Source organism: Streptomyces sp. NBC_01298, assembly GCF_035978755.1.
Taxonomy (GTDB): Bacteria; Actinomycetota; Actinomycetes; order Streptomycetales; family Streptomycetaceae; genus Streptomyces.
This window is the reverse complement of sequence record NZ_CP108414.1, coordinates 5,473,928-5,498,356: the sequence shown is the minus strand read 5'-3', so window position 1 is coordinate 5,498,356 and position 24,429 is coordinate 5,473,928. Positions and strand designations below refer to the sequence as shown.

20 protein-coding genes are annotated in these 24,429 nt (G+C 72.7%); 5 read left to right on the top strand and 15 right to left on the bottom strand.

Annotated elements, in window-relative coordinates:
* Positions 1-279: 279 nt before the first annotated feature.
* Together OG730_RS25105 and OG730_RS25100 are read left to right on the top strand one after the other, a co-directional pair.
* Entirely contained in the window at positions 280-1,260 is a 981-nt protein-coding gene (locus OG730_RS25105) for an acyl-CoA desaturase (protein ID WP_327306361.1), read from the top strand.
* Positions 1,260-1,931 carry a TetR/AcrR family transcriptional regulator gene (locus tag OG730_RS25100; RefSeq protein WP_266881878.1) on the top strand — a complete coding sequence of 224 codons (672 nt, stop codon included), beginning with the start codon at positions 1,260-1,262 and terminating at the stop codon, positions 1,929-1,931. The genes OG730_RS25105 and OG730_RS25100 overlap by 1 nt, the downstream gene beginning before the upstream one ends.
* Positions 1,932-2,014: 83 nt before the next feature.
* On the opposite strand, the gene OG730_RS25095 is transcribed toward OG730_RS25100, so the two are convergent.
* Both OG730_RS25095 and OG730_RS25090 read right to left on the bottom strand, forming a co-directional pair.
* Entirely contained in the window at positions 2,015-2,407 is a 393-nt protein-coding gene (locus OG730_RS25095) for a VOC family protein (protein ID WP_327306360.1), read from the bottom strand.
* Between the two features lie 2 nt (positions 2,408-2,409).
* The gene (locus OG730_RS25090) at positions 2,410-3,291 is read right to left on the bottom strand and encodes a trans-aconitate 2-methyltransferase (protein WP_327306359.1); all 882 of its coding nucleotides are present in this window, start codon (positions 3,289-3,291) and stop codon (positions 2,410-2,412) included.
* A 161-nt stretch (positions 3,292-3,452) separates the two neighbouring features.
* Between OG730_RS25090 and OG730_RS25085 the strand changes: the two genes are divergently transcribed.
* Complete coding sequence (locus OG730_RS25085; RefSeq protein ID WP_243335294.1) at positions 3,453-3,950, top strand: MarR family winged helix-turn-helix transcriptional regulator; 498 nt, start codon at positions 3,453-3,455, stop codon at positions 3,948-3,950.
* On the opposite strand, the gene OG730_RS25080 is transcribed toward OG730_RS25085, so the two are convergent.
* From OG730_RS25080 to rsmI, 13 genes are all read right to left on the bottom strand, one after another.
* The gene (locus OG730_RS25080) at positions 3,909-4,694 is read right to left on the bottom strand and encodes a response regulator transcription factor (protein WP_327306358.1); all 786 of its coding nucleotides are present in this window, start codon (positions 4,692-4,694) and stop codon (positions 3,909-3,911) included. The genes OG730_RS25085 and OG730_RS25080 overlap by 42 nt on opposite strands.
* 501 nt (positions 4,695-5,195) lie before the next feature.
* On the bottom strand, positions 5,196-6,197 hold the full coding sequence (gene galE / locus OG730_RS25075) for a UDP-glucose 4-epimerase GalE (RefSeq protein WP_327306357.1): 1,002 nt from the start codon (positions 6,195-6,197) through the stop codon (positions 5,196-5,198).
* Between the two features lie 99 nt (positions 6,198-6,296).
* The gene (locus tag OG730_RS25070; RefSeq protein ID WP_327309407.1) at positions 6,297-6,986 is read right to left on the bottom strand and encodes a response regulator transcription factor; all 690 of its coding nucleotides are present in this window, start codon (positions 6,984-6,986) and stop codon (positions 6,297-6,299) included.
* Between the two features lie 171 nt (positions 6,987-7,157).
* The gene (locus tag OG730_RS25065) at positions 7,158-8,909 is read right to left on the bottom strand and encodes a hypothetical protein (protein WP_327306356.1); all 1,752 of its coding nucleotides are present in this window, start codon (positions 8,907-8,909) and stop codon (positions 7,158-7,160) included.
* Between the two features lie 73 nt (positions 8,910-8,982).
* Positions 8,983-10,698, bottom strand: a complete 1,716-nt coding sequence (locus tag OG730_RS25060) for an outer membrane protein assembly factor BamB family protein (protein WP_327306355.1) — start codon at positions 10,696-10,698, stop codon at positions 8,983-8,985.
* Between the two features lie 151 nt (positions 10,699-10,849).
* Entirely contained in the window at positions 10,850-12,649 is a 1,800-nt protein-coding gene (locus OG730_RS25055) for an ABC-F family ATP-binding cassette domain-containing protein (protein WP_327306354.1), read from the bottom strand.
* Between the two features lie 28 nt (positions 12,650-12,677).
* Positions 12,678-13,997, bottom strand: coding sequence for an acyltransferase family protein (locus OG730_RS25050; protein WP_327306353.1), 1,320 nt, complete (start codon positions 13,995-13,997; stop codon positions 12,678-12,680).
* Positions 13,998-14,398: 401 nt separating this feature from the next.
* Positions 14,399-15,295, bottom strand: coding sequence for a 4-(cytidine 5'-diphospho)-2-C-methyl-D-erythritol kinase (locus OG730_RS25045; protein WP_327306352.1), 897 nt, complete (start codon positions 15,293-15,295; stop codon positions 14,399-14,401).
* On the bottom strand, positions 15,292-16,131 hold the full coding sequence (rsmA, locus tag OG730_RS25040) for a 16S rRNA (adenine(1518)-N(6)/adenine(1519)-N(6))-dimethyltransferase RsmA (protein WP_327309406.1): 840 nt from the start codon (positions 16,129-16,131) through the stop codon (positions 15,292-15,294). Before rsmA ends, OG730_RS25045 begins: the two co-directional genes overlap by 4 nt.
* A 95-nt stretch (positions 16,132-16,226) precedes the next feature.
* A complete protein-coding gene (locus OG730_RS25035) occupies positions 16,227-17,411 on the bottom strand; it encodes a resuscitation-promoting factor (protein ID WP_442815212.1) in 1,185 nt (394 codons plus the stop codon).
* A gap of 766 nt (positions 17,412-18,177) precedes the next feature.
* Positions 18,178-19,056, bottom strand: a complete 879-nt coding sequence (locus OG730_RS25030) for a TatD family hydrolase (protein ID WP_327306351.1) — start codon at positions 19,054-19,056, stop codon at positions 18,178-18,180.
* A gap of 10 nt (positions 19,057-19,066) precedes the next feature.
* Positions 19,067-19,438, bottom strand: coding sequence for a hypothetical protein (locus OG730_RS25025; protein ID WP_327309404.1), 372 nt, complete (start codon positions 19,436-19,438; stop codon positions 19,067-19,069).
* A 301-nt stretch (positions 19,439-19,739) separates the two neighbouring features.
* Positions 19,740-20,624 (bottom strand): 16S rRNA (cytidine(1402)-2'-O)-methyltransferase, encoded by an 885-nt coding sequence (rsmI, locus tag OG730_RS25020; protein ID WP_327309403.1) that lies wholly within the window; start codon positions 20,622-20,624, stop codon positions 19,740-19,742.
* Positions 20,625-20,781: 157 nt separating this feature from the next.
* Between rsmI and OG730_RS25015 the strand changes: the two genes are divergently transcribed.
* Both OG730_RS25015 and OG730_RS25010 read left to right on the top strand, forming a co-directional pair.
* On the top strand, positions 20,782-22,563 hold the full coding sequence (locus OG730_RS25015) for a dolichyl-phosphate-mannose--protein mannosyltransferase (RefSeq protein WP_442815005.1): 1,782 nt from the start codon (positions 20,782-20,784) through the stop codon (positions 22,561-22,563).
* 151 nt (positions 22,564-22,714) lie between these two features.
* Complete coding sequence (locus OG730_RS25010) at positions 22,715-24,361, top strand: penicillin-binding transpeptidase domain-containing protein (protein WP_327306350.1); 1,647 nt, start codon at positions 22,715-22,717, stop codon at positions 24,359-24,361.
* Positions 24,362-24,429: the final 68 nt, after the last annotated feature.

The following is a 24,429-nucleotide window of genomic DNA, read 5'->3' as shown; positions in this document are numbered from 1 at the left end:
CCGTACCGGTGACCAGGTCCCTGTGTCACCAGGCGGGACGACGGCCCCGCGGCGCGGGCCGATCGGCCCGGCGGCGGGCGTCCCGGGGCAGGGACCGAAGCACCGCGGGACGGGGAGCGCGACGCGGTGCGCGGGCCCCGCGCATACCGGTACCGGGCGCGCTCCTCTTGCCGCGCGGGGGACCTTTGCCATACTTACGTTGCCGTAGGTTACGCACCCGTAGGGACGTGTGGCCGGGCGGCGCGCCTGCCGACTCCCTCACCCTCAGGGGACACACCTATGACCATCAGTCCCGACGTGATCGAGGACGCCTCGGCGTCTTCCGGCGCGTCCGTGCCGTCCGCGACCCTCGGCGGTGAGAACAAGCGGTCGGTCGAGCAGATCGCGCTGCTGCTGTTCATCACCGTCCCCTTCCTCGCCCTGCTGGTGGCCCTTCCGCTCGCCTGGGGCTGGGGGGTGAGCTGGCTGGACGTGGGCCTGATGGTGTTCATGTACTTCCTCGCCTGCCACGGCATCACCATCGGCTTCCACCGCTACTTCACGCACGGCTCCTTCAAGGCGAAGCGGCCGCTGCGCATCGCCCTGGCGGTCATGGGGTCGATGGCGGTCGAGGGGCCGCTGGTGCGCTGGGTGGCCGACCACCGCAAGCACCACAAGTACTCCGACCACGAGGGCGACCCGCATTCGCCGTGGCGCTTCGGCGAGACGCTGCCGGCCCTGATGAAGGGCCTGTGGTGGGCGCACATCGGGTGGCTCTTCGACGAGGAGCAGACCGACCAGCAGAAGTACGCCCCGGACCTGATCAAGGACCCGGCGATCCGCCGCATCTCGCGCGACTTCATCTTCTGGACGATGTTCTCGCTGGCGCTGCCCCCGCTGGTGGGCGGTCTGGTGACCATGTCGTGGTGGGGCGCCTTCACCGCGTTCTTCTGGGGCTCGCTGGTCCGGGTCGCGCTGCTGCACCACGTGACGTGGTCGATCAACTCGATCTGCCACGCGGTGGGCAAGCGTCCCTTCAAGTCCCGCGACCGCTCCGGCAACGTGTGGTGGCTCGCGGTGCTGTCCTGCGGCGAGTCCTGGCACAACCTGCACCACGCCGACCCGACCTCGGCCCGGCACGGTGTGCTGCGCGGCCAGGTCGACTCCAGTGCGCGGCTGATCCGCTGGTTCGAACAGCTGGGCTGGGCGTCCGACGTCCGCTGGCCCTCGGAGGCCCGGATCGACGCCCGACGCAAGGAAGAAGTGTCGAACGCGGCATGATGGGGGGCGTGGGAAACGACGGCAGCAGTTCCAGCAGCGAGAAGCCCAGGCGCACCCGCCGGGTCCGGATGACGGGCGCCGAACGGCGTCAGCAACTGCTGGACATCGGCCGCACCCTGTTCGCCGAGAAGGGGTTCGAGGGCACGTCGGTGGAGGAGATCGCGGCGAAGGCCGGAGTCTCCAAGCCGGTGGTCTACGAGCACTTCGGCGGCAAGGAGGGTCTCTACGCGGTCGTCGTGGACCGCGAGATGCGCCAGCTGCTGGACGGGGTGACGGGCGCGCTGACGGCCGGGCACCCGCGGGAGCTCCTGGAGCAGGCGGCGTTCGCGCTCCTGGACTACATCGAGAACTACACGGACGGTTTCCGGATCCTGGTCCGCGACTCCCCCGTGGCCCAGTCGACGGGCACCTTCGCCTCGCTGATCAGCGATATCGCCACGCAGGTCGAGGACATCCTGGGCCTGGAGTTCAAGGCCCGCGGCTTCGATCCGAAGCTGGCCCCGCTGTACGCGCAGGCGCTGGTCGGAATGGTCGCGCTGACCGGGCAATGGTGGCTGGAGACGCGCCAGCCGAAGAAGGCCGAGGTGGCGGCGCACCTGGTGAACCTGTCCTGGCACGGGCTGGAGAACCTGGAGGCGAAGCCGCGACTGGTGGGCCACCGCAAGAAGTGAGCCCCCGTACCGCGTGTGCGCACGACGGCGCCCCGTCACCGGAGATCCGGTGGCGGGGCGCCGTCGTGTGTGACATCAGAGCATCAGACGTGCTTCTCCAAGCTGTGCTTCTCCAAGCTGTGCTTCTCCAAGAACTCGATCCGGTTCCCGACCGGGTCCTGCGAGTAGAAGCGGCGGTGTCCCGGCAGGCCGTCGTCCCAGACGACGGTGGCGCCGCGCGACCGGAGCCTGTCCGCGTAGGCCTCGATGCCCTCGACCCTGAGTCCCGGGTGCGCCTTGCGGGCGGGGCGGAAGTCCTCCTCGATGCCCAGGTGGAGCTGGACCGGCCCGGCGGCGAACCAGCAGCCGCCGCGCGCCGCGAGCAGGGGCGGTTTGGGGATCTCGGTCATGCCGAGGACCTCGGTGTAATAGGCGCGGAGCCGGTCCTCCGAGCCGGGCGGGGCGGCGAGCTGGACGTGGTCGACTCCGGCGAGCATGCTCAGGCCTCCCTGCGGGCGACGGCGAAGATCCGGCGGAACGGGAAGACGGTGCCGCGGGGACCCGTGGGATAGGCCGCGCGCAGCAGCGTGCGGTACTCGGCGAGGAAGGCCTCGACGGCCTCCTCGTCATCGGCCAGCGCGGTGAGCACGGGCCGCAGGGCGGTGCCCTTCACCCAGTCCAGTACGGGATCGGGGCCCTGGAGCAGCTGGTGGTAGGTGGTCTCCCACACGTCGGCGGCGCAGCCGAGCTCGGTGAAGCGCTCCAGGTATCCGGAGGGTTCGAGGATGTGGATGTAGCGGGCTCCGTGTCCGGCGAGCCGGCCGCGCCAGCGCGGGGTGTCGCACAGGTCGGCGAGGATCCGGTGGCTGGGGGCGGTGAAGTTGCCGGGGATCTGGAACGCGAAGGTGCCGCCGGGGCGCAGTCCGTTGATCCAGGGGGCGAAGGATCCGGCGTGGCCGGGGACCCACTGGAAGGCGGCGTTGGAGACGATCAGGTCGTACGGCTCCTCCGGGAGCCAGTCGGCCAGGTTTCCGTGGCGGAAGTCGAGCTTGCCCCCGCCACCGGTGGGACCGGCGTACTCGGCGTCGGCCCGGTGGAGCATCTCCGGGGAGAGGTCGTAGCCGGTGATGTGGGCCTCGGGCCAGCGGTCCGAGAGGAGCGCGGTGACGTTGCCCGGGCCGCAGCCGAGGTCGGCGATGCGGGCGGCCCGGGAGGGGAGCTCGGGTATCCGGGCGAGGAGGTCGAGGAAGGGCCTGGCCCGGTGGCCGGCGTGCCTGAGGTACTGCTGCGGGTCCCAGGTGGGCGCGGCGGGCGCGGCGGGTGCTCCACCCGTGGGGGATGTCGACGCGGGGGTCCTGGCCGGCGCGGTATCGGAATGCATGTTCGAGCCTCCTTGCTGGCAGTACGGTCGGAATCGGAAGCTGCTCCGGCCCCCTCCATGCCCCATGGTGGCGGAAAATATATCTCGACGTCAAGATACTTGATAACGAGATGCTCGATTTAAAGAGACTTCACATCGACAGACCCTTTACACTGATCGGCATGGAGGACGAGGTCGACCGACTGGTCGCGGCATGGCGGCGGGAACGCCCTGACCTCGACGTGGAACCGCTCGAGGTACTCAGCCGCGTCAGCAGGCTCGCGCGGCACCTCGACCGTGCCCGCCGGCTGGCCTTTTCCGAGCACGGCCTGGAGCCGTGGGAGTTCGACGTCCTGACCTCGCTGCGGCGGGCGGGCGCGCCCTACCAGCTTTCCCCCGGCCAGTTGCTGACGCAGACCCTGGTGACCTCGGGGACCATGACCAACCGCATCGACCGGCTCGCCAAGAAGGGCCTCGTCGAACGGCTGCCGGACCCCAACGACCGCCGGGGGGTCCTCGTGCGCCTCAGCCCCGAGGGCCGTGACCGCGCCGACCAGGCGCTCGCCGGGCTGCTGGCCCAGGAACGGGCGATCCTGGCCCAGCTCTCGCGTACGCAGCGCGGCGATCTCGCCGGGCTGCTACGCCAGTTGACCGCTCCGTTCGACAACATCCCCGGCTAGTCCCTGCCCCGGCAGTCCGGGCAGGTCCGCGGGGCGCACGCCGGCCCGCCGGGCCAGGGCGACCGCCGCGAGCGTGGAGTGCACGCCCAGCTTGCCCAGCACGTTCTGCATGTGGGTGCGGACCGTGTGCGGGGAGAGGAACAGCCGCGCGGCCACGTCCTTGCGGCCCAGCCCCGCCACCATGCAGCGCAGCACCTCGTGCTCCCTGGGCGTGAGGGACTCCACCAGCCGTTCGCTGTCGGTACGGTGCTTGCGCGCCGCGGTCAGCTCGCGGAGAACTCCGGTGAGCAGCGCGGGCGGAAGGTGCGTCTCCTCGCGCAGGACTCCGCGGACGACGGCCAGGAGCCGCGAGAGCGAGCAGTCCTTGGCCACCCAGCCCGAGGCTCCCGCCTGGAGCGCGAGCGCGGCACGGCGTGCGTCGTCGCGCTCGGCGAGGACCACCGTACGGACCGCGGGATGGGACACCCGTACGCCTGCCACCAGCGCGATCCCGTCGGCGGCGGACGGGGCGGAACCGGACTCCCGCTGGGCGGGGACGCCCGCGGGCACGGCGGCCAGGTCGGCGTCGACCAGCAGCACGTCGAAGCGGCGCCCTTCGGCCACCGCGCGTTCGAGGCAGCGCAGCGCGGCGGGGCCGCTGCCGGCCGCGGAGACGTCCACGTCCGGTTCGGCCGCGAGCGCGGCGGCGAGAGATTCGGCGAAGATGCGGTGATCGTCGACCACGAGTACCCGGATACGGACCACAAAACCCCCAAGGGTCGGGGAACGGACGACTGCGGGTACGACGCCCGGACCGGGTGATCCGCAGGCGCCTCGGCCGCCGCCGTGACATCTCTGCACTACCCCGGACCGGACGTCGTACCCGACTTGTCTCGACCCCTGAATCAACACCGGCCCCCACCGGTGTCACGCATCAGCGTAGGGCCGGGGTCGGCTCGTGGTTGGCCGAATTGCAGAAGTTTTCCGAGCGATTTTCCGGCGAGGCGCTTCCGGAACCGCTCCGAGGTGGCTTGAAATCGACCGCATGCCACCGGGGCGGTGGCCCGTTCCACCCGACCGCGTGCCACGGGCAGTTGCACGGGGGGTATTTCACTCGGCGTGCGCACGCCGGGCGCCCGCGCGCAGCGCCCGGGAACGGCGCGCCCCGAACGCACGCACGCCCCCGCCCTGATCGGGGCGGGGGCGCGTGGGCCAGGGGCTGCCGGTGCGCACTGCACCGGTGGCTGCCGGTGGCTGCCGACGGGCTCAGCCGCGCCGGGCGCGGGTGAAGTTCCAGGCGTCGGTCACGATGCCGGTGAGGTCCGAGCGGGTCGGGGTCCAGCCGAGCCGCTCGTGGGCCCTGCGGGCGGAGGCGACGAGGAAGGCCGGGTCCCCCGCCCGGCGGGGCGCCACCACCTCGGGAATCTCCTTCCCGGTGACCTTGCGGACGGTCTCGATGACCTCTCGGACCGAAAACCCGCTGCCGTTGCCGAGGTTGCACACCAGGTGTTCCCCCTCGGCGGCGACCCGGAGCGCGGCCAGGTGGGCCTCGGCCAGGTCGGCGACGTGGATGTAGTCCCGCACGCAGGTGCCGTCCGGGGTGGGGTAGTCCTCGCCGAACACCGAGATCGACTCCCGCTCGCCGAGGGCCACTTGCAGGACCAGCGGGATCAGGTGGGTCTCGGGGTCGTGCAGCTCGCCGAACTGCCCGTAGGCGCCCGCCACGTTGAAGTAGCGCAGCGAGACCGCCGCGAGGCCGTGCGCCGCGCACTCCCCCGCGATCATGTGGTCGACGGCCAGCTTCGAGGCCCCGTACGGGTTGGTGGGGGCGGTCACCGAGGACTCGGTCAGCGGCCCGTCGCCGGGCTCCCCGTAGGTGGCCGCGGTGGAGGAGAACACCAGCTGGCGCACGCCCGCCCCGCGCATCGCCGCCAGCAGGGCCAGGGTGCCGCCGACGTTGTTCTCCCAGTACTTGCCGGGATTCACCACGGACTCGCCGACCTGTGAGGAGGCCGCGAAGTGCAGGACCCCGTCGTAGGAGGGGTCCAGGTGCTCGGCGGCGTCCTGGATGCGGCCCTCGATGAACGCGGCGCCGGCCGGCACCCCCGAACGGAAGCCGGTGGAGAGGTCGTCGAGGACGGTGACCTCGTGACCCGCCTGGAGGAGGTGGGCCGCGACCACCCCGCCCACGTATCCGGCTCCGCCGGTGACCAAGTACTTGGAGCACTGGGAAGTCTTGGAAGCTTGGGAAGACGCCGTCTCGCTCACGTGCCTACTGCCTCTCGCCGGGAAACGCACGCACCGTGCGCGTGCTGGTGACCGGCATACCGGAATCCGCGCCGCCGGGGAAATCCGGCCCGGCCCCGCTCAGGGCCCGGCGCCCCCGGACGGCGGCGGTCCGGCCCGGTCCAGCAGACCCGTACGGGCGGCCAGCGCGGCCGCCTCCAGCCGCGAGCCCACCCCCAGCTTCATCAGGACCCGCTGGACGTGCGTGCGCGCGGTGCTCGGCGCGATGGCCATGCCGGCGGCGATGAGCCGGGTGTCCTCGCCCTCGGCGACCCGGACGAGCACCTCCACCTCGCGCGGGGTGAGCAGCCGCAGCAGCCGGCTGCCCTCGTCGTCGGGCTGGGCGGCGGGATTGAGCAGTTCCGCGAAGGCCCCCTGCAACAGCTGTGGCGAGATGGCCACTTCCCCCGCCCGCGCCTTGGCCAGGGCCCGCTCCACGCCCTCGATCCGCTCGTCGTGGCGTACGTACCCCGAGGCGCCGGCCGCGAAGGCGGCGGCGATCCCGCGCGGGCTGGGTACCGGGCCGAGCACGACCACGGCGATCTGCGGGCGCTCCCGCTTGATCCGGACGATCGGCTCGAAGACCCCGGGCTCGGCGGGCGTGGCCGTGCCCAGCAGGCAGACCTCCGGGGCGCGGCTGATGACCAGTTCGGCGGCGCCCGCGGCCGGCGCGGCGGCCGCCAGCACCCGGTGGCCGCGCAGTTTCAGGGCCGAGGCGAGCGCCTCGGCCAGCAGCCGGTGCTCGTCGACCACCATGACCCGTACGCCCATTGAGGCACCCACCCCCGCCCTTCTGACCCGGCAAGCTACACGCTTGTTCGACGGCGCGGTGCGGTAACCGCGCAGAAGCCCCCGGAAGGACGGACCTTCCGGGGGCTTCGGGGCTTTCCCCAGGGCTTTCCCCGGGGCTTTCCTGACGTGCTGCGCGGGTGCCGCCGCCGGTCAGCCCGTCGTGAAGGAGACGAAGTTGTAGTACGGGTCGCTGGACACGGTGGACTTGCGGTGCACGGCGGTGCGGGCGATGAAGTACCTCCCGTTGCCGTAGAGGAACTCGGCGGAATCCGGCAGGAACTGGGTCTCGGCGCGCTGCGATTCCTTGGTCGCCGGGTTCTGCATCAGCAGGGTCTCCTTCATCGTCTTGCCGTCGATGGAGACGACCTGGCCGCCGCCGTCGTAGGGCGGGACCTTGAAGGCGATGAGGTTGGACCCGTCCATGCGCAGCGGGTAGATGCTGTAGCGCTCGCCGGCGTCGGCGCGGTCGGTGGTCAGCTTGCCGGTCTCCAGGTCGAAGGAGACGATCTCGTTGGTGCGGCCGTAGTCGGTCGAGCCGCCCTGGTGCTCCTGGGTCGGCAGGTAGAGCTTGCCGTTGCCGACGACCATGTTGACGCAGTCCTCGACCTTGGTGCCGCACTCGGGGTTGTAGTTGCCCGAGGTGAGCGGGATGCGGGTCTTGAGCTGGCCCCCGTCGTCGAGGACGAAGAGGTCGCTGACCCCGATGGCGTTCTTGGCGGTGTCGTTGATGTTCGCCGCGACGATCAGCGGCTTGGTGGAGACGATCAGGGCGTCCTCCACACCCGGGGGCAGCTTGTACGAGGACTTCTGTGCGCCGGTGACCGGGTCGAGGGACTGGGCGGACACCGAGGAGGCGCTCCCGTACGGGCCGCAGCGGCGGATCACGGCGAGGGCCGGGCCGCCGCCGTAGCCCTGGTCCTCGCAGTCGTCCGCGCCGGCCTTGGGCGTCCACAGGGGCTTGCCGTCGGCGAGGTTCCAGGCGGAGCCGCCGTTCAGTCCGCCTGCGGCCACGGTCTGGCCGCTGACGGTCACCTCCATGAACTCGATGGGCTTCTCGCCGCCGCCCTGGACCTTGGTGCCGGCCTTCCACAGGAGCTTGCCGGAGTTCAGGTCGATGACGCCGACCTGGTTGCACGGCTGGTACTTCTTCTCGGCCGTCGGCAGGGCCGCGTCGAAGAGGATCGCCGTCTTGTTGTCCGAGACCCAGCGGCTCGCGGCGCAGACGTTGGCGCCGAGCGGGATCTCCCACTTCTTGGCGCCGTCGGCCACGTTGTAGCCGACGATCTTGCCCATGTCGGACTTGGCGTAGGTGGTGTCGGTGAGCCAGGAGCCGGGGATCCGGACGATCTCGTTCGACTCCGGCATCGGGAGGTTGACCAGGGTCTTCGACTTGGTCTTGGCCGGCACCTTCTCGGTGCCGCCGCCGCCCGGTGCCTTGTCGCCGCCGGTGCCGGGGCTCGCGCCGCCGTCGGCCACGGCCGGGTCGGCGGAGCCCTTGTCGTCGCCGACGTACCAGAAGCCGCCGCCGACGATGAGGACGATGGCCAGGAGGGCCGCGCCGACGATCATCAGCTGGTTACGGACGTCGTTGCCGCCGCCGGCGGGCGCCGCCGGGCTCGGGGCCGCGTACATGGGCGCGGTGACGGGCTGCGGCTGCTGCTGCGGGTAGCCGTAGGACTCCTGTGGATAGCCGTACGAGGCCTGCCCCGCGGGCGGACCGGCGGGCGGCCCGGCCGGGACCGTCGGCGGCATGGCCGGAGGCGGCGGCGGGGGGCCGGCCGGCATGGCCGGGGGCGTCTGCGGGGGCACCGGCGGCGGCCCGCCGAACCCGCCGGGCGGCTGGTCCTTGGGCGCGCCGAACCCGCCGGACGGCGGCTGGCTGGGGGGCGGCGGGGTACTCATCGGTGCTACTGCCTCTCGGTGGGCGGTTCGGCGGACTGCTCGGCGGACTGCTCGTGCGCGGTGGGGCGGGCTCTCACTTGCCGAAGACCATCAGGAACTTCTCGCTCTTGTTCTTGGCCTCCAGGTGGGAGGACGAGATGAACAGCCGGCCGTCCACGTAGTCCACGTTCGGGGAGTAGAAGGAGCTCTCCACCGGGGCCGCGGCGCCGGACGGGTTGCGCAGGACCGCGGTGGGCGTGCCTCCGGCGGCCGGGATCGTGAGGACCTCGCCGCCCTTCTCGCTCTCCGCCTCGCGGTAGACGACGACCTGGCCGCCCGCCGCCTTCAGCGGGGTGAGGGTGCGTCCCTCGCCCGCCGGGGTGCGCCACTTCACCTTGCCGGTGCCGAGGTCGAAGGCGACGATCTCGTTCGCCTTGCCGATGTCGGCCTTGGTGGGCAGGTAGAGGGTGTTCGCGTCCACGTAGGAGGAACCGCAGCTCTGGAGCGAGCGGTTGAAGCTGAAGAGGCCGCCGCAGCCGACCGGGAAGCTGCCTTCGCCGGCGACGGTGGCGCGCTGCTTGCCGTCGGGTCCGAGGACCACGATGGAGCGCTCCTTGCTCTCGCCGTTGCCGAGGTCCAGGACGATCGGGTCGAGCGAGTAGACGTTCTCGACGTCGAAGCCCTTGGGGAGCTTGTAGATCCAGGTGTTCTTGCCGGTGGCCGGGTCGGCGTCCATGACCTGGACGGTCTTGTCCGCGTCGTTGCACGTCGCGACGGCGAGCATCTTCCCGTTCATCGCGATGAAGTCGCCGGGCTGGCAGCCCTGGTCCCGCTTGTTGGTGAAGAGCTTGTCCCCGGTGCTGACCTTGAACGCGCTGCTCGTGCCCGTCCGGTTGACGACGAGGGCGTCACCGGTGAGGGCGAGGTCCGGGGAGGTCATGATGTCGAAGAGGTTTTCCTTCGGCACCTCCTTCGTCCATCCCTCCTTGCCGGTCTTGAGGTCGATCATCCGCATCATGTTGCAGTCGGCGCCGCTGGAGTCGCCGTTCTCGTACATGACGACGGTCTTGCCGTCCTCGGTCATGTCGGTGACCCCGCAGATCACGGCGGGGAGGGTGAGGGTCCACTTCTCCTTGCCGTCCTTGACGCCGTAGCCGGTGACCGACTTCCAGACGGTCTTGACGACGGTGTCCCCGACGATCCACTGCCCCTTGGAGTCGACGCCCGGGCCGGGGCCGTCGATCTTGCTGGTCTTGAGCCAGAGGACCTTGCTCTCGCCCTGCTTGCGGCCGGCGTTGAGGTCCTCTTCCTCCTCACCTCCGTTGCCGCTGCCGTCGCCCTTGTCCACGGAGGCGGAGGGCGAGGCCTTGCCGTCGACGGGCGGCGGCGTGGTGTCCTGCCCGATGACCTTGTCGTTGCCCTTGCCGTCTCCGGAGAAGAGGAAGTAGCCGCCGGTGCCCAGGACGAGGACGCCGGCCACGGCGGCCGCGATCAGCACGGCGAGGTTCTTCTTCTTCGGCCCGCCGGGCGGCGCCGGCGGCATGCCGGGCCCGCCGGGGAAGCCGGGAGCCGTGTGCGGGGGCGGCGGCGGGAAGCCGTGACCCCCGGGCGGCTGCTGACCGTACGGACCCTGCGGCTGCTGGCCGTACGGGCCCTGCGGCTGGGGCTGCTGCGGGGGCTGCTGGGGCTGCTGCGCGTACGGGTTCTCGCCTTGCGGCGGGAACCCGTAACCGGGCTGCGGGGGCCCGGGCAGGTGCCCGTAACCGGAAGGGTTAGGCGGCTGGTTCGGCGGCTGGGGCGGCTCGGTCATCAGCGCATACCTTCGGCTTCGGGTGTGGGAGGAAGCCCTTTCTATCACTGCGGGCGGGAACTGCCCGGGCCGGTCCGCCCCCTGTTCCCAAGGGAGGACCGGCCCGTGATGCCGCTGTTATCAGCCAGTTGGGGCACGTGGGCCCCGGGGCCTACGCGTCCTCGGCGAGCTCCAGCCAGCGCATCTCCAACTCGTCCCGGCCCGAGATGAGTTCGCGCAGCTCCGCGTCGAGCTTGGCGACCTTGTCGAAGTCGGTGGAGTTCTCGGCGATCTGGGCGTGCAGACTGCTCTCGCGGTCCGTCATCTTGTTGAGCTGCCGCTCGATCTTCTGCAGCTCCTTCTTCGCGGCGCGCGCGTCCCCGGAGGCCGAGGACTTTCCGGCACCGGCCGCGGCGGGCGCCGGGGAGGCGGCGTCGATCATCTTCTGGCGGCGCTCGAGGTACTCGTCGAGTCCGCGCGGCAGCATCCGCAGGCTCGCGTCGCCCAGCAGGGCCATGACCGTGTCGGTGGTGCGCTCGATGAAGAACCGGTCGTGCGAGATCACGATCATCGACCCGGGCCAGCCGTCGAGGAGGTCCTCCAGCTGGGTCAGGGTCTCGATGTCGAGGTCGTTGGTGGGTTCGTCGAGGAACAGGACGTTGGGCTCGTCCATCAGCAGGCGCAGGATCTGCAGCCGGCGCCGCTCACCACCGGAGAGGTCGCCGACGGGCGTCCACTGCTTCTCCTTGGTGAAGCCGAACTGCTCGCACAGCTGGCCGGCCGTCATCTCGCGGCCCTGGCCGAGGTCCACCCGGTCGCGCACGCGCTGCACGGCCTCCAGGACGCGCAGGGACGGGTCGAGCTCGCCGACCTCCTGCGAGAGGTAGGCGAGCTTCACGGTCTTGCCGACGGTCACCGTGCCGGCGGCCGGCTGGACCTCGCCCTGGGTGCGGGCGGCCTCGCCGAGGGCGCGCAGCAGGGAGGTCTTGCCGGCGCCGTTGACGCCGACGAGACCGACGCGGTCGCCGGGGCCCAGGTGCCAGGTGAGGTGCTTGAGGAGGGTCTTGGGGCCGGCCTGGACGGTCACGTCCTCCAGGTCGAACACCGTCTTGCCGAGGCGGGCGTTGGCGAACTTCATCAGCGCGGACTTGTCGCGCGGCGGCGGCACGTCGGCGATCAGCTCGTTGGCGGCCTCGATGCGGTAGCGCGGCTTGGAAGTACGGGCCGGGGCGCCGCGGCGCAGCCAGGCGAGCTCCTTGCGCATCAGGTTCTGCCGCTTGGACTCCTCGGTCGCGGCGATGCGGTCGCGCTCGGCGCGGGCGAAGACGTAGTCGCTGTAGCCGCCCTCGTACTCGTGGACGTCACCGCGCTGCACGTCCCACATGCGGGTGCAGACCTGGTCGAGGAACCACCGGTCGTGGGTGACGCAGACGAGTGCGGAGCGGCGTTCCTGGAGGTGCTTGGCCAGCCAGGAGATGCCCTCGACGTCGAGGTGGTTGGTGGGCTCGTCGAGTACGAGGAGGTCCTGGTCGGCGATGAGCAGCTGGGCGAGCGCGATGCGGCGCCGCTCGCCACCGGACAGCGGGCCGATGACGGTGTCGAGGCCCTGCCCGAAGCCGGGCAGGTCGAGCCCGCCGAACAGGCCGGTCAGGACGTCGCGGATCTTGGAGTTGCCGGCCCACTCGTGGTCGGCCATGTCCCCGATGATCTCGTGCCGGACGGTGGCCTTGGGGTCGAGGGAGTCGTGCTGGGTGAGCACGCCCATGTGCAGGCCGCTGTTCTGGGTGACCCGGCCGGTGTCGGGTTCCTCCAGCTTGGCGAGCATGCGGATGAGGGTGGTCTTGCCGTCGCCGTTGCGGCCTACGACACCGATCCGGTCCCCCTCGGATACGCCGAGGGAGATGCCGTCGAGCAGGGTACGGGTGCCGTACACCTTGCTGACTGCCTCGACATTGACCAGGTTGACGGCCATCAGGAGCGCTCCAGGGAAGGGGTGTGGATCAGCCCCTCAGCCTAACCCTCCGCGAAGTGCCGGACCGTTCCACCAGCAGCCAGCCGCCCAGCGCCATGCCGATCGCGGCGGGCGCGGTGACCGGGAGGGCGATCAGGGTGGCGCTGTGGCCGTCCAGGAGCCCGCCGAGGCCGGTCGTGGAGAGCCCGAGGACGCCGAGCAGGCACAGCGCGGTGCCGAGGGCGGCGCGGGGGCCGGACCCGGGGTGCGTTCCGCTCGCGCCGGGTGCCTCGAAGCGCCGGAAGACCGCGACGAGTACGCAGGTCAGCGCGGCGGCGGCGAGGAACCGGACCGGGACCTGGGCCCACCAGGCCGGCCCGGCGGGCTCGGGCAGGGCGATGCCGAGGCCCAGCTGGGCGGCGTAGACGGCGAGCATCGCGGTGAGGTGCCAGAGGAAGGCCGTCATGGCGACCCCGTTGGCGGCGACCACCCCGCGCCAGACCCGGGGCCGGGCCAGCCACGCGGCGGCGGGGCCCCTGAGCAGCTCCACGGCGCCCACCAGCCAGATCCCGTGCGCGAGCAGGGCGAGGGTGGGCGGTGCCATGTTGGAGACCTTCTCCCCGGGCATCCCGACCATGGACAGCGGGTACGGCCCGTACGCCACCAGCGCCACGGCCCCGGCGAGCCCGGCGGCGGCGAGGGCGCCGGGGCGGCGGATGCGCCCGTCGGCGCGCAGGAAGCCCAGCTGGTGGACGGCGAGCCAGACGAAGGCGAAGTTCAGGAACTCGGCGTACGGGACACCGCCCGCGAAGCGCAGCAGATCGACGGCGGCCGCGGCCCCGGCCAGGGCCCCGAAGGCGGCCCAGCCGTGGCGCTCGTGCAGTTTCAGCAGGGGCGGGGTCAGGGCGACCATCGCGAGGTAGATCCCGATGAACCACAGCGGCTGCGTGACCAGCCGCAGCGCCGCCCCGGACAGCCGCCCGCCGCCCCCGCCGAGGAGCTGCGCGACGAGGGCGACAGCGGTCCAGACGGCGACGAACACGAGGGTGGGCCGCAACAGCCGGCGCAGCCGGGCCCGCAGGAAGGCGGCGTAGACGGGGCCGTCGGCGCGCCGCGCGAGGGACCGGTAGGACAGGGCGTGCGAGAACCCGCCGACGAAGAAGAACACCGGCATCACCTGCAGCGCCCAGGTGAGCACCTGGAGCGGCGGCACGACGGCGAGCAGGTTCCCTATGCCGTCGGTGCTGACGGCGGCCATCAGCCAGTGCCCCGCGATGACGGTCCCGAGCGAGGCGACCCGGAGCAGGTCGACGTAACGGTCCCGCGTGGCGGGGGTGGCTGCGGCGATGTCGCTTGCGCTGGCTCCCATGCCCCCACGCTCCCGCGCGGGCCCGCCGGGCAACAGGGCGCGGGTACTCACTCCCGCCTGAGTACCCGGGGCATCCGCTGCGCGGGGCGGAGGTCCCCGCTGCGACCTTTACCGCTGCGCGGGGCGGACTTCCCCGACCCGCCCTTCGCCCGTTCCCCGGGCTGCGCCCGGACCCCTCCTGGGGCTCCGCCCCATACCCCGCGCCTCAAACGCCGGCGAGGCTGGGTTTATCCAGCCCCTCCGGCGCTTGAGGAGCGGGGGTCCGGGGGCTGGCCCCCGGCTGGGGGTCCCCCCGGACGGAGTCTGGGGGATGGTGGAAGGGCGGGTAGGGGACTCCTCGCCGCGCAGCGGCACGCCCGGGCCCGTCGGGCCGCGCTGGCCGGGACCCCGGCCCGGGGATGTCAGAGGACGGTCGCGCCCGGGGCCGGGCTCGTGGCCACGTGCGTGCCGCGGCAAGTGCCGGACGCGGTCAGGGCGGCCGAGACCTTCGCCGCGGACTCCGCGTCGCGGACCAGGAAGGCCGTCGTGGGGCCGGAGCCGGACACCAGCGCGGCCAGGGCCCCGGCGTCCGTACCCGCCGCGAGGGTGTCGGCGAGCGACGGCCGCAGCGACAGGGCGGCGGGCTGGAGCCCGTTGGCCAGGGTCGCGGCCAGCTCGTCCGGGTCCCCGGAGGCCAGCGCCGCGAGGAGGGCCGGCGAGGCCTGCGGCACGGGCACCTCCGTACCCGCGGTGAGCCGGTCGAACTCGCGGAACACCGCCGGGGTGGAGAGCCCGCCGTCGGCCACCGCGAACACCCAGTGGAAGCCGCCGGCCGCCACCGGGGTCAGGATCTCCCCGCGCCCGGTACCGAGCGCCGCCCCGCCGACCAGGCTGAACGGCACGTCGCTGCCCAGCTCGGCGCACAGGGCGAGGAGTTCCTCCACCGGGGTCTTCAGCCCCCAGAGGGCGTCACAGGCGAGCAGCGCGCCCGCCCCGTCGGCGCTGCCGCCGGCCATGCCGCCCGCCACCGGGATCCGCTTCTCGATGTGGAGGTGGACGTCGGGGCGCAGCCCCGCCCGCTCCGCGAGGATCTGTGCCGCCCGGGCCACCAGGTTGGTGCGGTCGAGCGGCACCTTGTCGGCGTCCGGTCCGGCGCAGGTCACGGTGAGCCCGGCGGCCGGGGTCGCGGTGACCTCGTCGTAGAGGGAGACCGCGAGGAAGACGTTCGCCAGGTCGTGGAAGCCGTCGGGCCGGGCCGCGCCCACCGCCAGCTGGACGTTGACCTTGGCGGGGACCCGTACGGTGACCGACCCGCTCACAGCGCGGGCCTCTCCGCGGCGGGCTTGTGCTCGGCGATCGCCGCGAACTCCTCGACGGTGAGGGATTCGCCGCGGGCCTGCGGGGAGACCCCGGCCGCGACCAGCGCCGCCTCGGCGCCCGCCGCCGATCCGGCCCAGCCGGACAGCGCCGCGCGCAGCGTCTTGCGGCGCTGCGCGAAGGCCGCGTCGACGACCGCGAAGACCTCGGCCTTGGTCGCGGTGGTCTTGACCGGCTCCGCGCGGCGGACCAGGGAGACGAGCCCGGAGTCGACGTTCGGCGCGGGCCAGAAGACCTTGCGGCCGATGGCGCCGGCCCGCTTGACGTCCGCGTACCAGTTGGCCTTGACCGAGGGGACTCCGTAGACCTTGTTGCCGGGCTCCGCGGCCAGCCGGTCGGCGACCTCGGCCTGCACCATGACCAGGGTCCGCTCGATGCTCGGGAAGCGGTCGAGCATGGTGAGCAGGACCGGCACGGCCACGTTGTAGGGGAGGTTCGCGACGAGCGCGGTCGGCGGCGGTCCGGGCAGCTCCTTGACCAGCATCGCGTCGGAGTGGACCAGCGTGAAGCGGTCCTTGCGCTCCGGCATCCGCGCCTCGATGGTGGCGGGCAGCGCGGCGGCCAGGATGTCGTCGATCTCTACGGCGACGACCCGGTCGGCGGCCTCCAGCAGTGCGAGCGTCAGCGAGCCCAGCCCGGGCCCGACCTCGACGACCACGTCGTCCGGCCGGACCTCGGCGGTGCGCACGATGCGGCGCACCGTGTTGGCGTCGATGACGAAGTTCTGGCCCTTCTGCTTCGTCGGCCGTACGCCGAGTACGGCGGCCAGCTCCCGGATGTCGGCCGCCCCGAGGAGGGCGGATGTTTCGGGGGCGGCGGTCTCGGTCGGGACGGTCTCCGGCGCGGAGGATTCGGGCTGCTGCTCTGCGGTGCTCACCGATAAAGGGTACGGCCGCAGTGTGGCCACGGACTCGCCCCCCGCTGTACGTACAGCTTCTTGGCGCGGTACGTCTGTTCCGGGCCCGGAGCGTCCTGCGGGCGGCCGCTGCCGCCGAGGGCCTGCCAGGTCTGTACGTCGAACTGGTAGAGCCCCCCGTACGTGCCCGAGGGGTCCGTGGCGCCGGGCCGGCCGCCCGACTCGCAGCGGGCCAGCGCGCCCCAGTCGAGGCCGTCCGCGCCCTGGACGGAGGACGGCAGCGGCTTGGTGCCGACCTTGACGAGCTGGCTGACGGGCTCGCGGACGGTCTCCTCGGCGATCCGGCGGGGCTTTTGCCGGACCCCGTTGACGGTGCGCAGGCCGTACGTGACCCTGCGCGCCCCGGGCCGCCCCGAGCGCTCGACGACTTCGGTGCCGGCGAAGAGGGAGGAGTCCTTGACCCGCTCGGTCGCGTACGGGATGCGTTCCTCGCGGATCTCGCGGGTGCCGGTGATGCGGAGCACGGCGACGGTCTGGCCGTCGCGCGGGAAGGCGTCGGCGGGCACGGAGGTGGTGTCCTGGCCGTGGAGGGTGATCCCGGCTTCGTCGAGGGCCTCCCGCACGGTGGCGGCGTTGGTGCGGATCGGCCGCTCGCGGCCGTCGGCCATGAAGGTGATGCTGCGTTCGGTGCGGACGGCCAGGGTCAGGCCGGTCCGGGGGACGGGGGCGGTGCGGGGCGCGGAGAGGTAGGCGCCCTCGGCGCGGATGCCGAACTGGCGCAGTGCGCCGTCCACGGTGCGGGCGGTGGTCCACACCTCGCGCCGCTGTCCGTCGAGGGTCAGGCTCAGCGGGCGGCCGTAGCGCAGGACGATCTCGTCCCCGTCGTCGAGGACCTGCGCCCCGGCGGGGGCGACGAGGTCGTGGGGGCCGATGCCGAGCCCTTCGGCGGCGAGCAGCCCGTCCACGTCGTCGGCGAAGGTGTGCAGGGTCCGCGGGACTCCGTCGACGGTGAGCCGTACGGCCTTGTCGGCGGCGACGAAGGCGGTGGTGCCGCCCGCCAGGAACGCGACGACCAGGGCCTGCGGCACGATGCGCCGCCAGGTGTCGCGGGGAGCGGGGGCGGCGCCGCGACGCCGCCTCGGAGCGGGGGCGGGAGCGGGGGCGGGAGCGGGGGCGACGTCGGGGCCGACACCGACGCCGATGCCGGGGCCGCCCGGCGCGGGCACCGTGCCGAGTCCGCCTCCGCCCCGGCGCCGCCCGGTCCCCGCGGGGGGCGGTCCGGCCGGGGCGGTGTCCACGGACGCCACCGGCGCGCCGCGGCGACGGCGGCCGGTGGCCGGGGGTTCCGGCTCGGGGGCGGGGTCCGGAGCGAGGGTCCGTACGGGGCCCGCTTCCGGGGACGCCGCGGGGGCGGGGGTTCGGCCGCGCGCCCGGCGGCCCGTCCCGGACTCCGCGGCCGTCCGCCGGCGCCCGCCGCCCCGGGGCGCAGGCACCCCGGGCTCCGGGTGGGGTGCCGGGAGGGGCGGGTACGGGTCCGGGTCCGCCCCCGGGCCCCGGTACGGGCCCACGGCCGGGTCCGCCCCCGGGCCCCCGTACGGGTCCACGGTCGGGCCTCCGTACGGGTCAGGGCCCGGCTCCCCGCCCGGGCCCCGGTACGGGTCCAGGTCCACGTCCCGGTAAGACACCGGCCCGGCGTCCAGGTCCAGGTCCAGCCCCAGATCCTGGCCCGCCCCCCGCGGCCCGGGGTACGGATCCGGGTCCGGGTGGGGGCCTGGATCCGTGTCCGGGTCCGGGGCCACGGCCCAGGGGTCGCGTCCACCGGCCGGCCAGGCCACATCGCTCATCGCGCTCGCTCCACTGGTCCGTCCGGCTGCTTCGGGCACGGCACCCTAGCGGAGCGACCGTCACGCTACAAAGCGGAACGACTACGGAACGTGGCGAACGGGTGAGAGGGCTCGGCGGGCGCGCTCAGTAGTCGAAGGCGCGGGCCGTGTTGGCCGCCAGGGCCGTCGCCATGGCGTCCTCGTCGATGCCGCGGACCGCGGCCATGGCCCGTACGGTCAGCGGAATGAGGTACGGCGCGTTGGGCCGGCCGCGGTACGGGGCCGGGGTGAGGTAGGGGGCGTCCGTCTCCACCAGGACCAGTTCCAGCGGGGCCACCGCCAGGGCTTCGCGCAGCGGCGCCGCGTTCTTGAAGGTGACCGTCCCGGCGAAGGACATGTAGTAGCCGGCGGCGGCGCATTCCCGGGCCATCTCCGCGTCGCCGGAGTAGCAGTGGAAGACGGTCCGCTCGGGGGCGCCCTCCTCGCGCAGGACCCGCAGCACGTCCGCGTGCGCCTCGCGGTCGTGGATGACGAGGGCCTTGCCCCGCCGCTTGGCGATCTCGATGTGCGCGCGGAAGGAACGCTCCTGCGCGGCCATGCCCTCCGGGCCGGTCCGGAAGTAGTCGAGCCCGGTCTCGCCGACGGCCTTCACGTGCGCGAGGGCCGCCAGGGCCTCGATCTCAGCGAGCGCGTCGTCGAGCGCGGCCTCGCCGCCGCCCGTCCGGGCACCCTGGCGCGACCAGCCGTCGGGGTCCCCGTGGACGATCCGGGGGGCTTCGTTGGGGTGCAGGGCCACGGCCGCGTGCACGTTGTCGTACGCGGCGGCGGTCTCGGCGGCCCAGCGGGAGCCCTTCACGTCGCAGCCCACCTGGACGACGGTGGTCACCCCGACGGAGGCGGCCTTGGCGAGGCCCTCCTCGACGGTGCCGGACTGCATGTCCAGGTGGGTGTGGGAGTCGGCGACCGCCACCCGGAGCGGCTGCGGCAGCGGGGGCGGTGCGTCGTTCGGCGTACTACGGCTCATGCGGCCGATCTTATGACCGGCGGAAGAACCCCAGCAGCCGGGCCATCAGGCCGGGCCGTTCCACCGGGACCGGCCCGGGGGCGTCGTGCAGGGCGGCCTTGCGGGGCTTGGGGGTCTTCGCGGTGTACCCGGCGGGCACCGGGCCGGCGATCCCCGGGGCCGCGCGGTGGTGGTAGAGCTGGTCGAGCATGCCGATGACGGACTTGACCTGGCCCTCCCGCATGATCCGCACCACGTGGCCGCCGCAGTTCATGCAGGTCGGGTTGGACAGCGGGGAGGGTACGCGCTCGCCGTCCGCCGTGTAGACGATGAACGGCATGCCCCTGCCGTCGGTGTGGTGCTCTATCTCGTACCCCTGCTCCCAGCCGTAGCCGCACTTCATGCAGGCGAAGGAGTACGCCTCGTGCACGGTCGGCACGGCGGCGGGAGCGGGAGCCGCGGCAGCGGCGGCCGGGGCGGTGACGGTAGAAGCGGTGACGGTAGAAGCGGTGACGGTAGAAGCGGTGGGTACGGAGACGGGTTGGGGTTCGGCGATCTCACTCATGCCAGCTCCTCTTGTTCCACTGGTGCCATTGCCAGTGGACGCCTCTTCGGGCGGGAGCGCATCAGGCCCTGTCTACTGTTGGACGGTCCTTGGGCGAGTCATGCCCAAAGCGCCCGGTGCGCGGTCTGAGCTTTGCTTTTCAGGTTAGCTCTTTACCGACTTGACGCGACTTTTGTGCCTCGTTCTTTGCCGCGACCACCGCGTCGAAGACCTCGCGCTTGGGTACTCCGGCCTCGGCGGCGACCGCCGCGATGGCCTCCTTGCGCCGCTCCCCCGCCTCCTCGCGCACCCGTACCCGGTTCACCAGCTCCTCGGCGTCCACATCGCCGGGGGCCGCGGCCGGGGCGCCCTCGACGACCACGGTGATCTCCCCGCGCACGCCCTCGGCGGCCCAGGCGGCCAGCTCGCCGAGCCCGCCGCGCTTGATCTCCTCGTAGGTCTTGGTCAGCTCGCGACAGACGGCGGCGCGCCGGTCGGCGCCGAAGACCTCGGCCATGGCGGCCAGGGTGTCGTCGAGCCGGTGCGGGGCCTCGAAGTAGACGAGAGTGCGGCGCTCGGCGGCGACCTCGCGGAGCTTGCTCAGGCGCTCGCCGGCCTTGCGGGGCAGGAAGCCCTCGAAGCAGAAGCGGTCGACGGGCAGCCCGGAGAGGGCCAGCGCGGTGAGGACGGCGGAGGGCCCGGGTACGGCCGTGACCTTGATGTCCTTCTCCACGGCGGCGGCGACGAGCCGGTAGCCGGGGTCGGAGACCGAGGGCATGCCGGCGTCCGTGACCAGCAGGACGCGCTTGCCGGCCTCCAGGGCCTCGACCAGCTCGGGCGTGCGCGCGGACTCGTTGCCCTCGAAGTACGACAGGACGCGACCGGTGGTGTACACGCCCAGCCCCTGCGTCAGCCTGCGCAGCCGCCGGGTGTCCTCGGCGGCGATCACATCGGCCCGCTCCAGCTCGGAGGCGAGCCGCGGCGGGGCGTCGGCGAGGTCTCCGATGGGGGTCCCGGCGAGGACGAGGACGCCGACCCCCGGCACGTCGGAAGACGACGCCGTGGAAGGGGTCGGGGAGGGGGCTTCGGCGGTGCGGGGCTGCTCAGTGGTCACCGCCCCATCCTCTCAGCCGCCCCAACCGCCGCGCCCCACACTCCCGTCCCCCTGGGTCCGGCACAGGGTCGTTCCCTACGATGTGCCGGTGACCAGTACCGCGACGCCGCCGCCCAGCCCTGCGGGGGCCCCGCCCGCCACCGAGGCCGGGCCCGGCCCCGACCCCGCCGACCAGCCGTCCGCCTGGCTGCGCCGGCTGCGCGGCTTCGGCTACGTACGGCCCGCCGGGGCCAAACGGCAGTCGGACGTCGGCACCCGCCTGGTGCCCCCGTACGCACGGCCGTCCGCCCAGCTGTGGGCGCAGATCGGGATCGGGCCGGCCGCGGCGGTGCGCTGGGAGCGGGTGCTGGCGTGGGCCGGGCCGCTGCTGGTCGCGCTGGTCGCGGGGGTGCTGCGGTTCGCCCATCTGGGCACCCCGAAGGCGGTGATATTCGACGAGACGTACTACGCCAAGGACGCCTGGGCCACGATCCAGCAGGGCTACGAGGCGAGCTGGCCCAAGGACATCGACAAGTCGATCCTCGCCAACCCCGACGGGGTGCCCCTCCCGCTGGACCCGGGCTACGTCGTGCACCCGCCGGTCGGCAAATGGGTGATCGGCCTGGGCGAGTGGATGTTCGGCTTCGACCCCTTCGGCTGGCGGTTCATGACCGCCCTGCTCGGCACCCTGTCGGTGCTGATGCTGTGCCGCATCGGCCGGCGCCTCTTCCGCTCCACCTTCCTGGGCTGCCTGGCCGGCCTCCTGCTGGCCGTGGACGGCCTGCACCTGGTGATGAGCCGGACCGCCCTGCTCGACCTGGTGCTGATGTTCTTCGTGCTGGGCGCCTTCGGAGCGCTCGTCATCGACCGGGACAAGGCGCGGGCCCGGCTCGCCGCCGCGCTCCCCGTGGACGAGGAGGGGCGGATTCGGCCGGACGCCCACATCGCGGAGACGCTGAAGCTGGGCTGGCGCCCGTACCGGCTCCTGGCCGGGATCAGCCTCGGCCTGGCCTTCGGCACGAAGTGGAACGGCCTGATCGTGCTCGCCTTCTTCGGCGTGCTGACCGTCCTGTGGGACGCGGCGGCCCGCCGCACGGCGGGCGCGGGCACCCCGTACCTGGCGATGCTGCTCCGCGACAGCTGGGGCGCCTTCCTCTCCCTCGTCCCCGTGGCGATCTCCGTCTACGTGGCCTCGTGGCTGGGCTGGATCCTCTCCCCCGACAACGGCAAGGGCGGCTACTTCCGCGACTGGGCCGCCAAGAACGACCAGGACAGCATGTGGTCCTTCGTGCCGGAGTGGCTGCGGAGCCTGTGGCACTACGAGACGGAGGTCTACAGGTTCCACGTGGGCCTGACCTCGGGCCACACCTACGAGTCGAACCCGTGGAGCTGGCTGGTCCTGGGCCGTCCCGTCTCGTACTTCTACGAGTCCCCCTCGCCCGGCACGGACGGCTGCCCGGCGACGGAGACGGCCAAGTGCGCCCGCGAGGTGCTGGCGCTCGGCACCCCGCTCCTCTGGTGGGCGGGCTGCTTCGCGCTGCTCTACGTGCTGTGGCGGTGGTTCTTCCGCCGCGACTGGCGGGCGGGCGCGATCGCCTGCGCGCTCGGCGCGGGCCTGCTGCCCTGGTTCAACTACCAGGAGCGGACCATCTTCTTCTTCTACGCGGTGGTCTTCGTCCCGTACCTGTGCCTGGCGGTGGCCATGATGATCGGCGCCCTCCTCGGCCCGGCCGGCTCCTCGGAACGCCGCCGCGCCCTGGGCGCGGTGGCGGCGGGCGTCCTGGTGCTCCTGATCGTGTGGAACTTCATCTACTTCTGGCCGATCTACACGGGCCAGTCCATCCCGATGGACTCCTGGCAGAACCGCATGTGGCTGGACACCTGGGTATAGCGGGGCGGCTGTGATTCCGGTCGCCCGGGGCATCCAAACCCCTGAAATCGCTTGCCTGTTCGGCGTAAGGTCTACTCCACAGGGTTCTTGAACACGTTCAGCGTTCAGCGTTCAAGGGCCGGGGCAGGGGACACGGGAACGGGGAGCGGGAATGAACGGGGCTGCAAAGGGAGCCGTCGTCGGCGGGGCCTTCCTCGCGATGCTGGGCGGGGCCGTCTACGGGGTGTACTCGCTGGTGGGTGACACCGGCGACGACGGAGATACCAAGAGCACCAGCGCGAGCGGCCCGGCCGTGCCCGCCAAGGGCACCGGGCCGGTCAGCGACAAGGACGCCGCCGAGACCGCCCGGGCCTTCTTCACCGCGTGGGCCGCCGGGGACGCCCGGGCCGGCGCCGATCTGACGAACAACCCGGCGGAGGCGCAGGTCGCCCTCGCCGATCTCACGGCCAGGGCCTACGTCTCCAAGGTCGCGATCACCCCCGGCGCGCAGACCGGGACCACGGTGGCGTACTCCGTCGCGGCGGAGGTCACCTACGAGGGCGTCACCAAGCCCCTCGCCTACGAGTCCAAGCTGACCGTGGTCCGCGGCAACACCTCGGGGCTGCCGCTCGTCGACTGGCAGCCCTCGGTGCTCCACCCGCAGCTCCAGAAGGGCGAGAGGCTGCGCGGCGGCGCCCCGGCCAACCCGCCGGTCAAGGCCGTGGACCGCAAGGGCAGGGAGCTGACGGCCGAGAAGTACCCCTCGCTGCGCCCGGTGCTCGACAGCCTGCGCAAGAAGTACGGGGAGCGGCTGGGCGGCACGGTCGGCGCCGAGCTGTGGATCGAGCCGGTCGCCCAGGAGGCCCCCCGGCGGACCCTGCTGACGCTGGTCGAGGGGAAGGCCGGGGAGATCCAGACCGTGCTGGACGCGGACGTCCAGGCCGCCGCCGAGAAGGCGGTCCTGAAGTTCCCGCAGTCCTCGGTGGTCGCCGTCCAGCCGAGCACCGGAAACGTCCTGGCCGTCGCGGACCACCGCTCGGACGGCTTCCCCGCGTCCCTCAGCGGGGCCCGCGCGCCCGGCTCCACGATGAAGATCGTGACCGGCGCGATGCTCCTGGACCGCGGTCTGGTGGCGGCGGACAAGGTCGCCCCGTGTCCGGCGGAGGTGCAGTGGGGAGGCAAGACCTTCAAGAACCTGAAGGGCTTCAAGCTCGAGGGCGAGACCTTCGCGACGAGCTTCGCCCAGTCCTGCAACACCGCCTTCATCAAGCAGATCCTGCCGGTCGACGACGACGACGCGCTCCCGAAGGAGGCCCGTGAGGTCTTCGGCATCGGCGAGGGCGTCGAGTGGAAGGTCGGCGTGCCCACCGTCGACGGCAAGGTCCCGGCCGCCACCGGGCCGGCGGCGGCCGCCGCGTACATCGGCCAGGGCCAGATCCAGATGAACCCGCTGACCATGGCCTCGATCACGGCGACCGCCCGCACCGGGGTGTTCCGCCAGCCGGTCGTCGTCAAGGCCTCGCTGGACGACCGCGAGCTCGCCAGGGCCACCCGGCGGATGAAGCCCTCGGTGGCGGCGCAGCTGGTGCGGATGATGAAGCTGACGGCCACCTCGGGCACCGCCCAGGGCGCGATGTCCGCGGTCCACGGCTCCGACAAGGGTGCGAAGACCGGCTCGGCGGAGGTCGACGGGGCGCAGAGCCCGGACAGCTGGTTCACCGGCTTCAGCGGCGACGTGGCGGCCGCGGCGATGGTCGAGGGCGGCGGCCACGGCGGCGACGCGGCGGGCCCGATCGTGGCGGCCGTCCTCTCCTCTTGACGCGCCGCTCGCACGCGTCGGCCCTGGCGGGCCTCCTCGGCTTCGCGCCGCTGCGCCGGACTCCGTCC

Bases quoted from the DNA above. Each gene is read 5' to 3' on its own strand.
- OG730_RS25105 (WP_327306361.1), top strand. From the start codon at position 280: ATGACCATCAGTCCCGACGTGATCGAGGACGCCTCGGCGTCTTCCGGC.
- OG730_RS25100 (WP_266881878.1), top strand. From the start codon at position 1,260: ATGGGGGGCGTGGGAAACGACGGCAGCAGTTCCAGCAGCGAGAAGCCC.
- OG730_RS25095 (WP_327306360.1), bottom strand. From the start codon at position 2,407: ATGCTCGCCGGAGTCGACCACGTCCAGCTCGCCGCCCCGCCCGGCTCG.
- OG730_RS25090 (WP_327306359.1), bottom strand. From the start codon at position 3,291: ATGCATTCCGATACCGCGCCGGCCAGGACCCCCGCGTCGACATCCCCC.
- OG730_RS25085 (WP_243335294.1), top strand. From the start codon at position 3,453: ATGGAGGACGAGGTCGACCGACTGGTCGCGGCATGGCGGCGGGAACGC.
- OG730_RS25070 (WP_327309407.1), bottom strand. From the start codon at position 6,986: ATGGGCGTACGGGTCATGGTGGTCGACGAGCACCGGCTGCTGGCCGAG.
- OG730_RS25065 (WP_327306356.1), bottom strand. From the start codon at position 8,909: ATGAGTACCCCGCCGCCCCCCAGCCAGCCGCCGTCCGGCGGGTTCGGC.
- OG730_RS25060 (WP_327306355.1), bottom strand. From the start codon at position 10,698: ATGACCGAGCCGCCCCAGCCGCCGAACCAGCCGCCTAACCCTTCCGGT.
- OG730_RS25055 (WP_327306354.1), bottom strand. From the start codon at position 12,649: ATGGCCGTCAACCTGGTCAATGTCGAGGCAGTCAGCAAGGTGTACGGC.
- OG730_RS25050 (WP_327306353.1), bottom strand. From the start codon at position 13,997: ATGGGAGCCAGCGCAAGCGACATCGCCGCAGCCACCCCCGCCACGCGG.
- OG730_RS25030 (WP_327306351.1), bottom strand. From the start codon at position 19,056: ATGAGCCGTAGTACGCCGAACGACGCACCGCCCCCGCTGCCGCAGCCG.
- OG730_RS25025 (WP_327309404.1), bottom strand. From the start codon at position 19,438: ATGAAGTGCGGCTACGGCTGGGAGCAGGGGTACGAGATAGAGCACCAC.
- OG730_RS25010 (WP_327306350.1), top strand. From the start codon at position 22,715: ATGAACGGGGCTGCAAAGGGAGCCGTCGTCGGCGGGGCCTTCCTCGCG.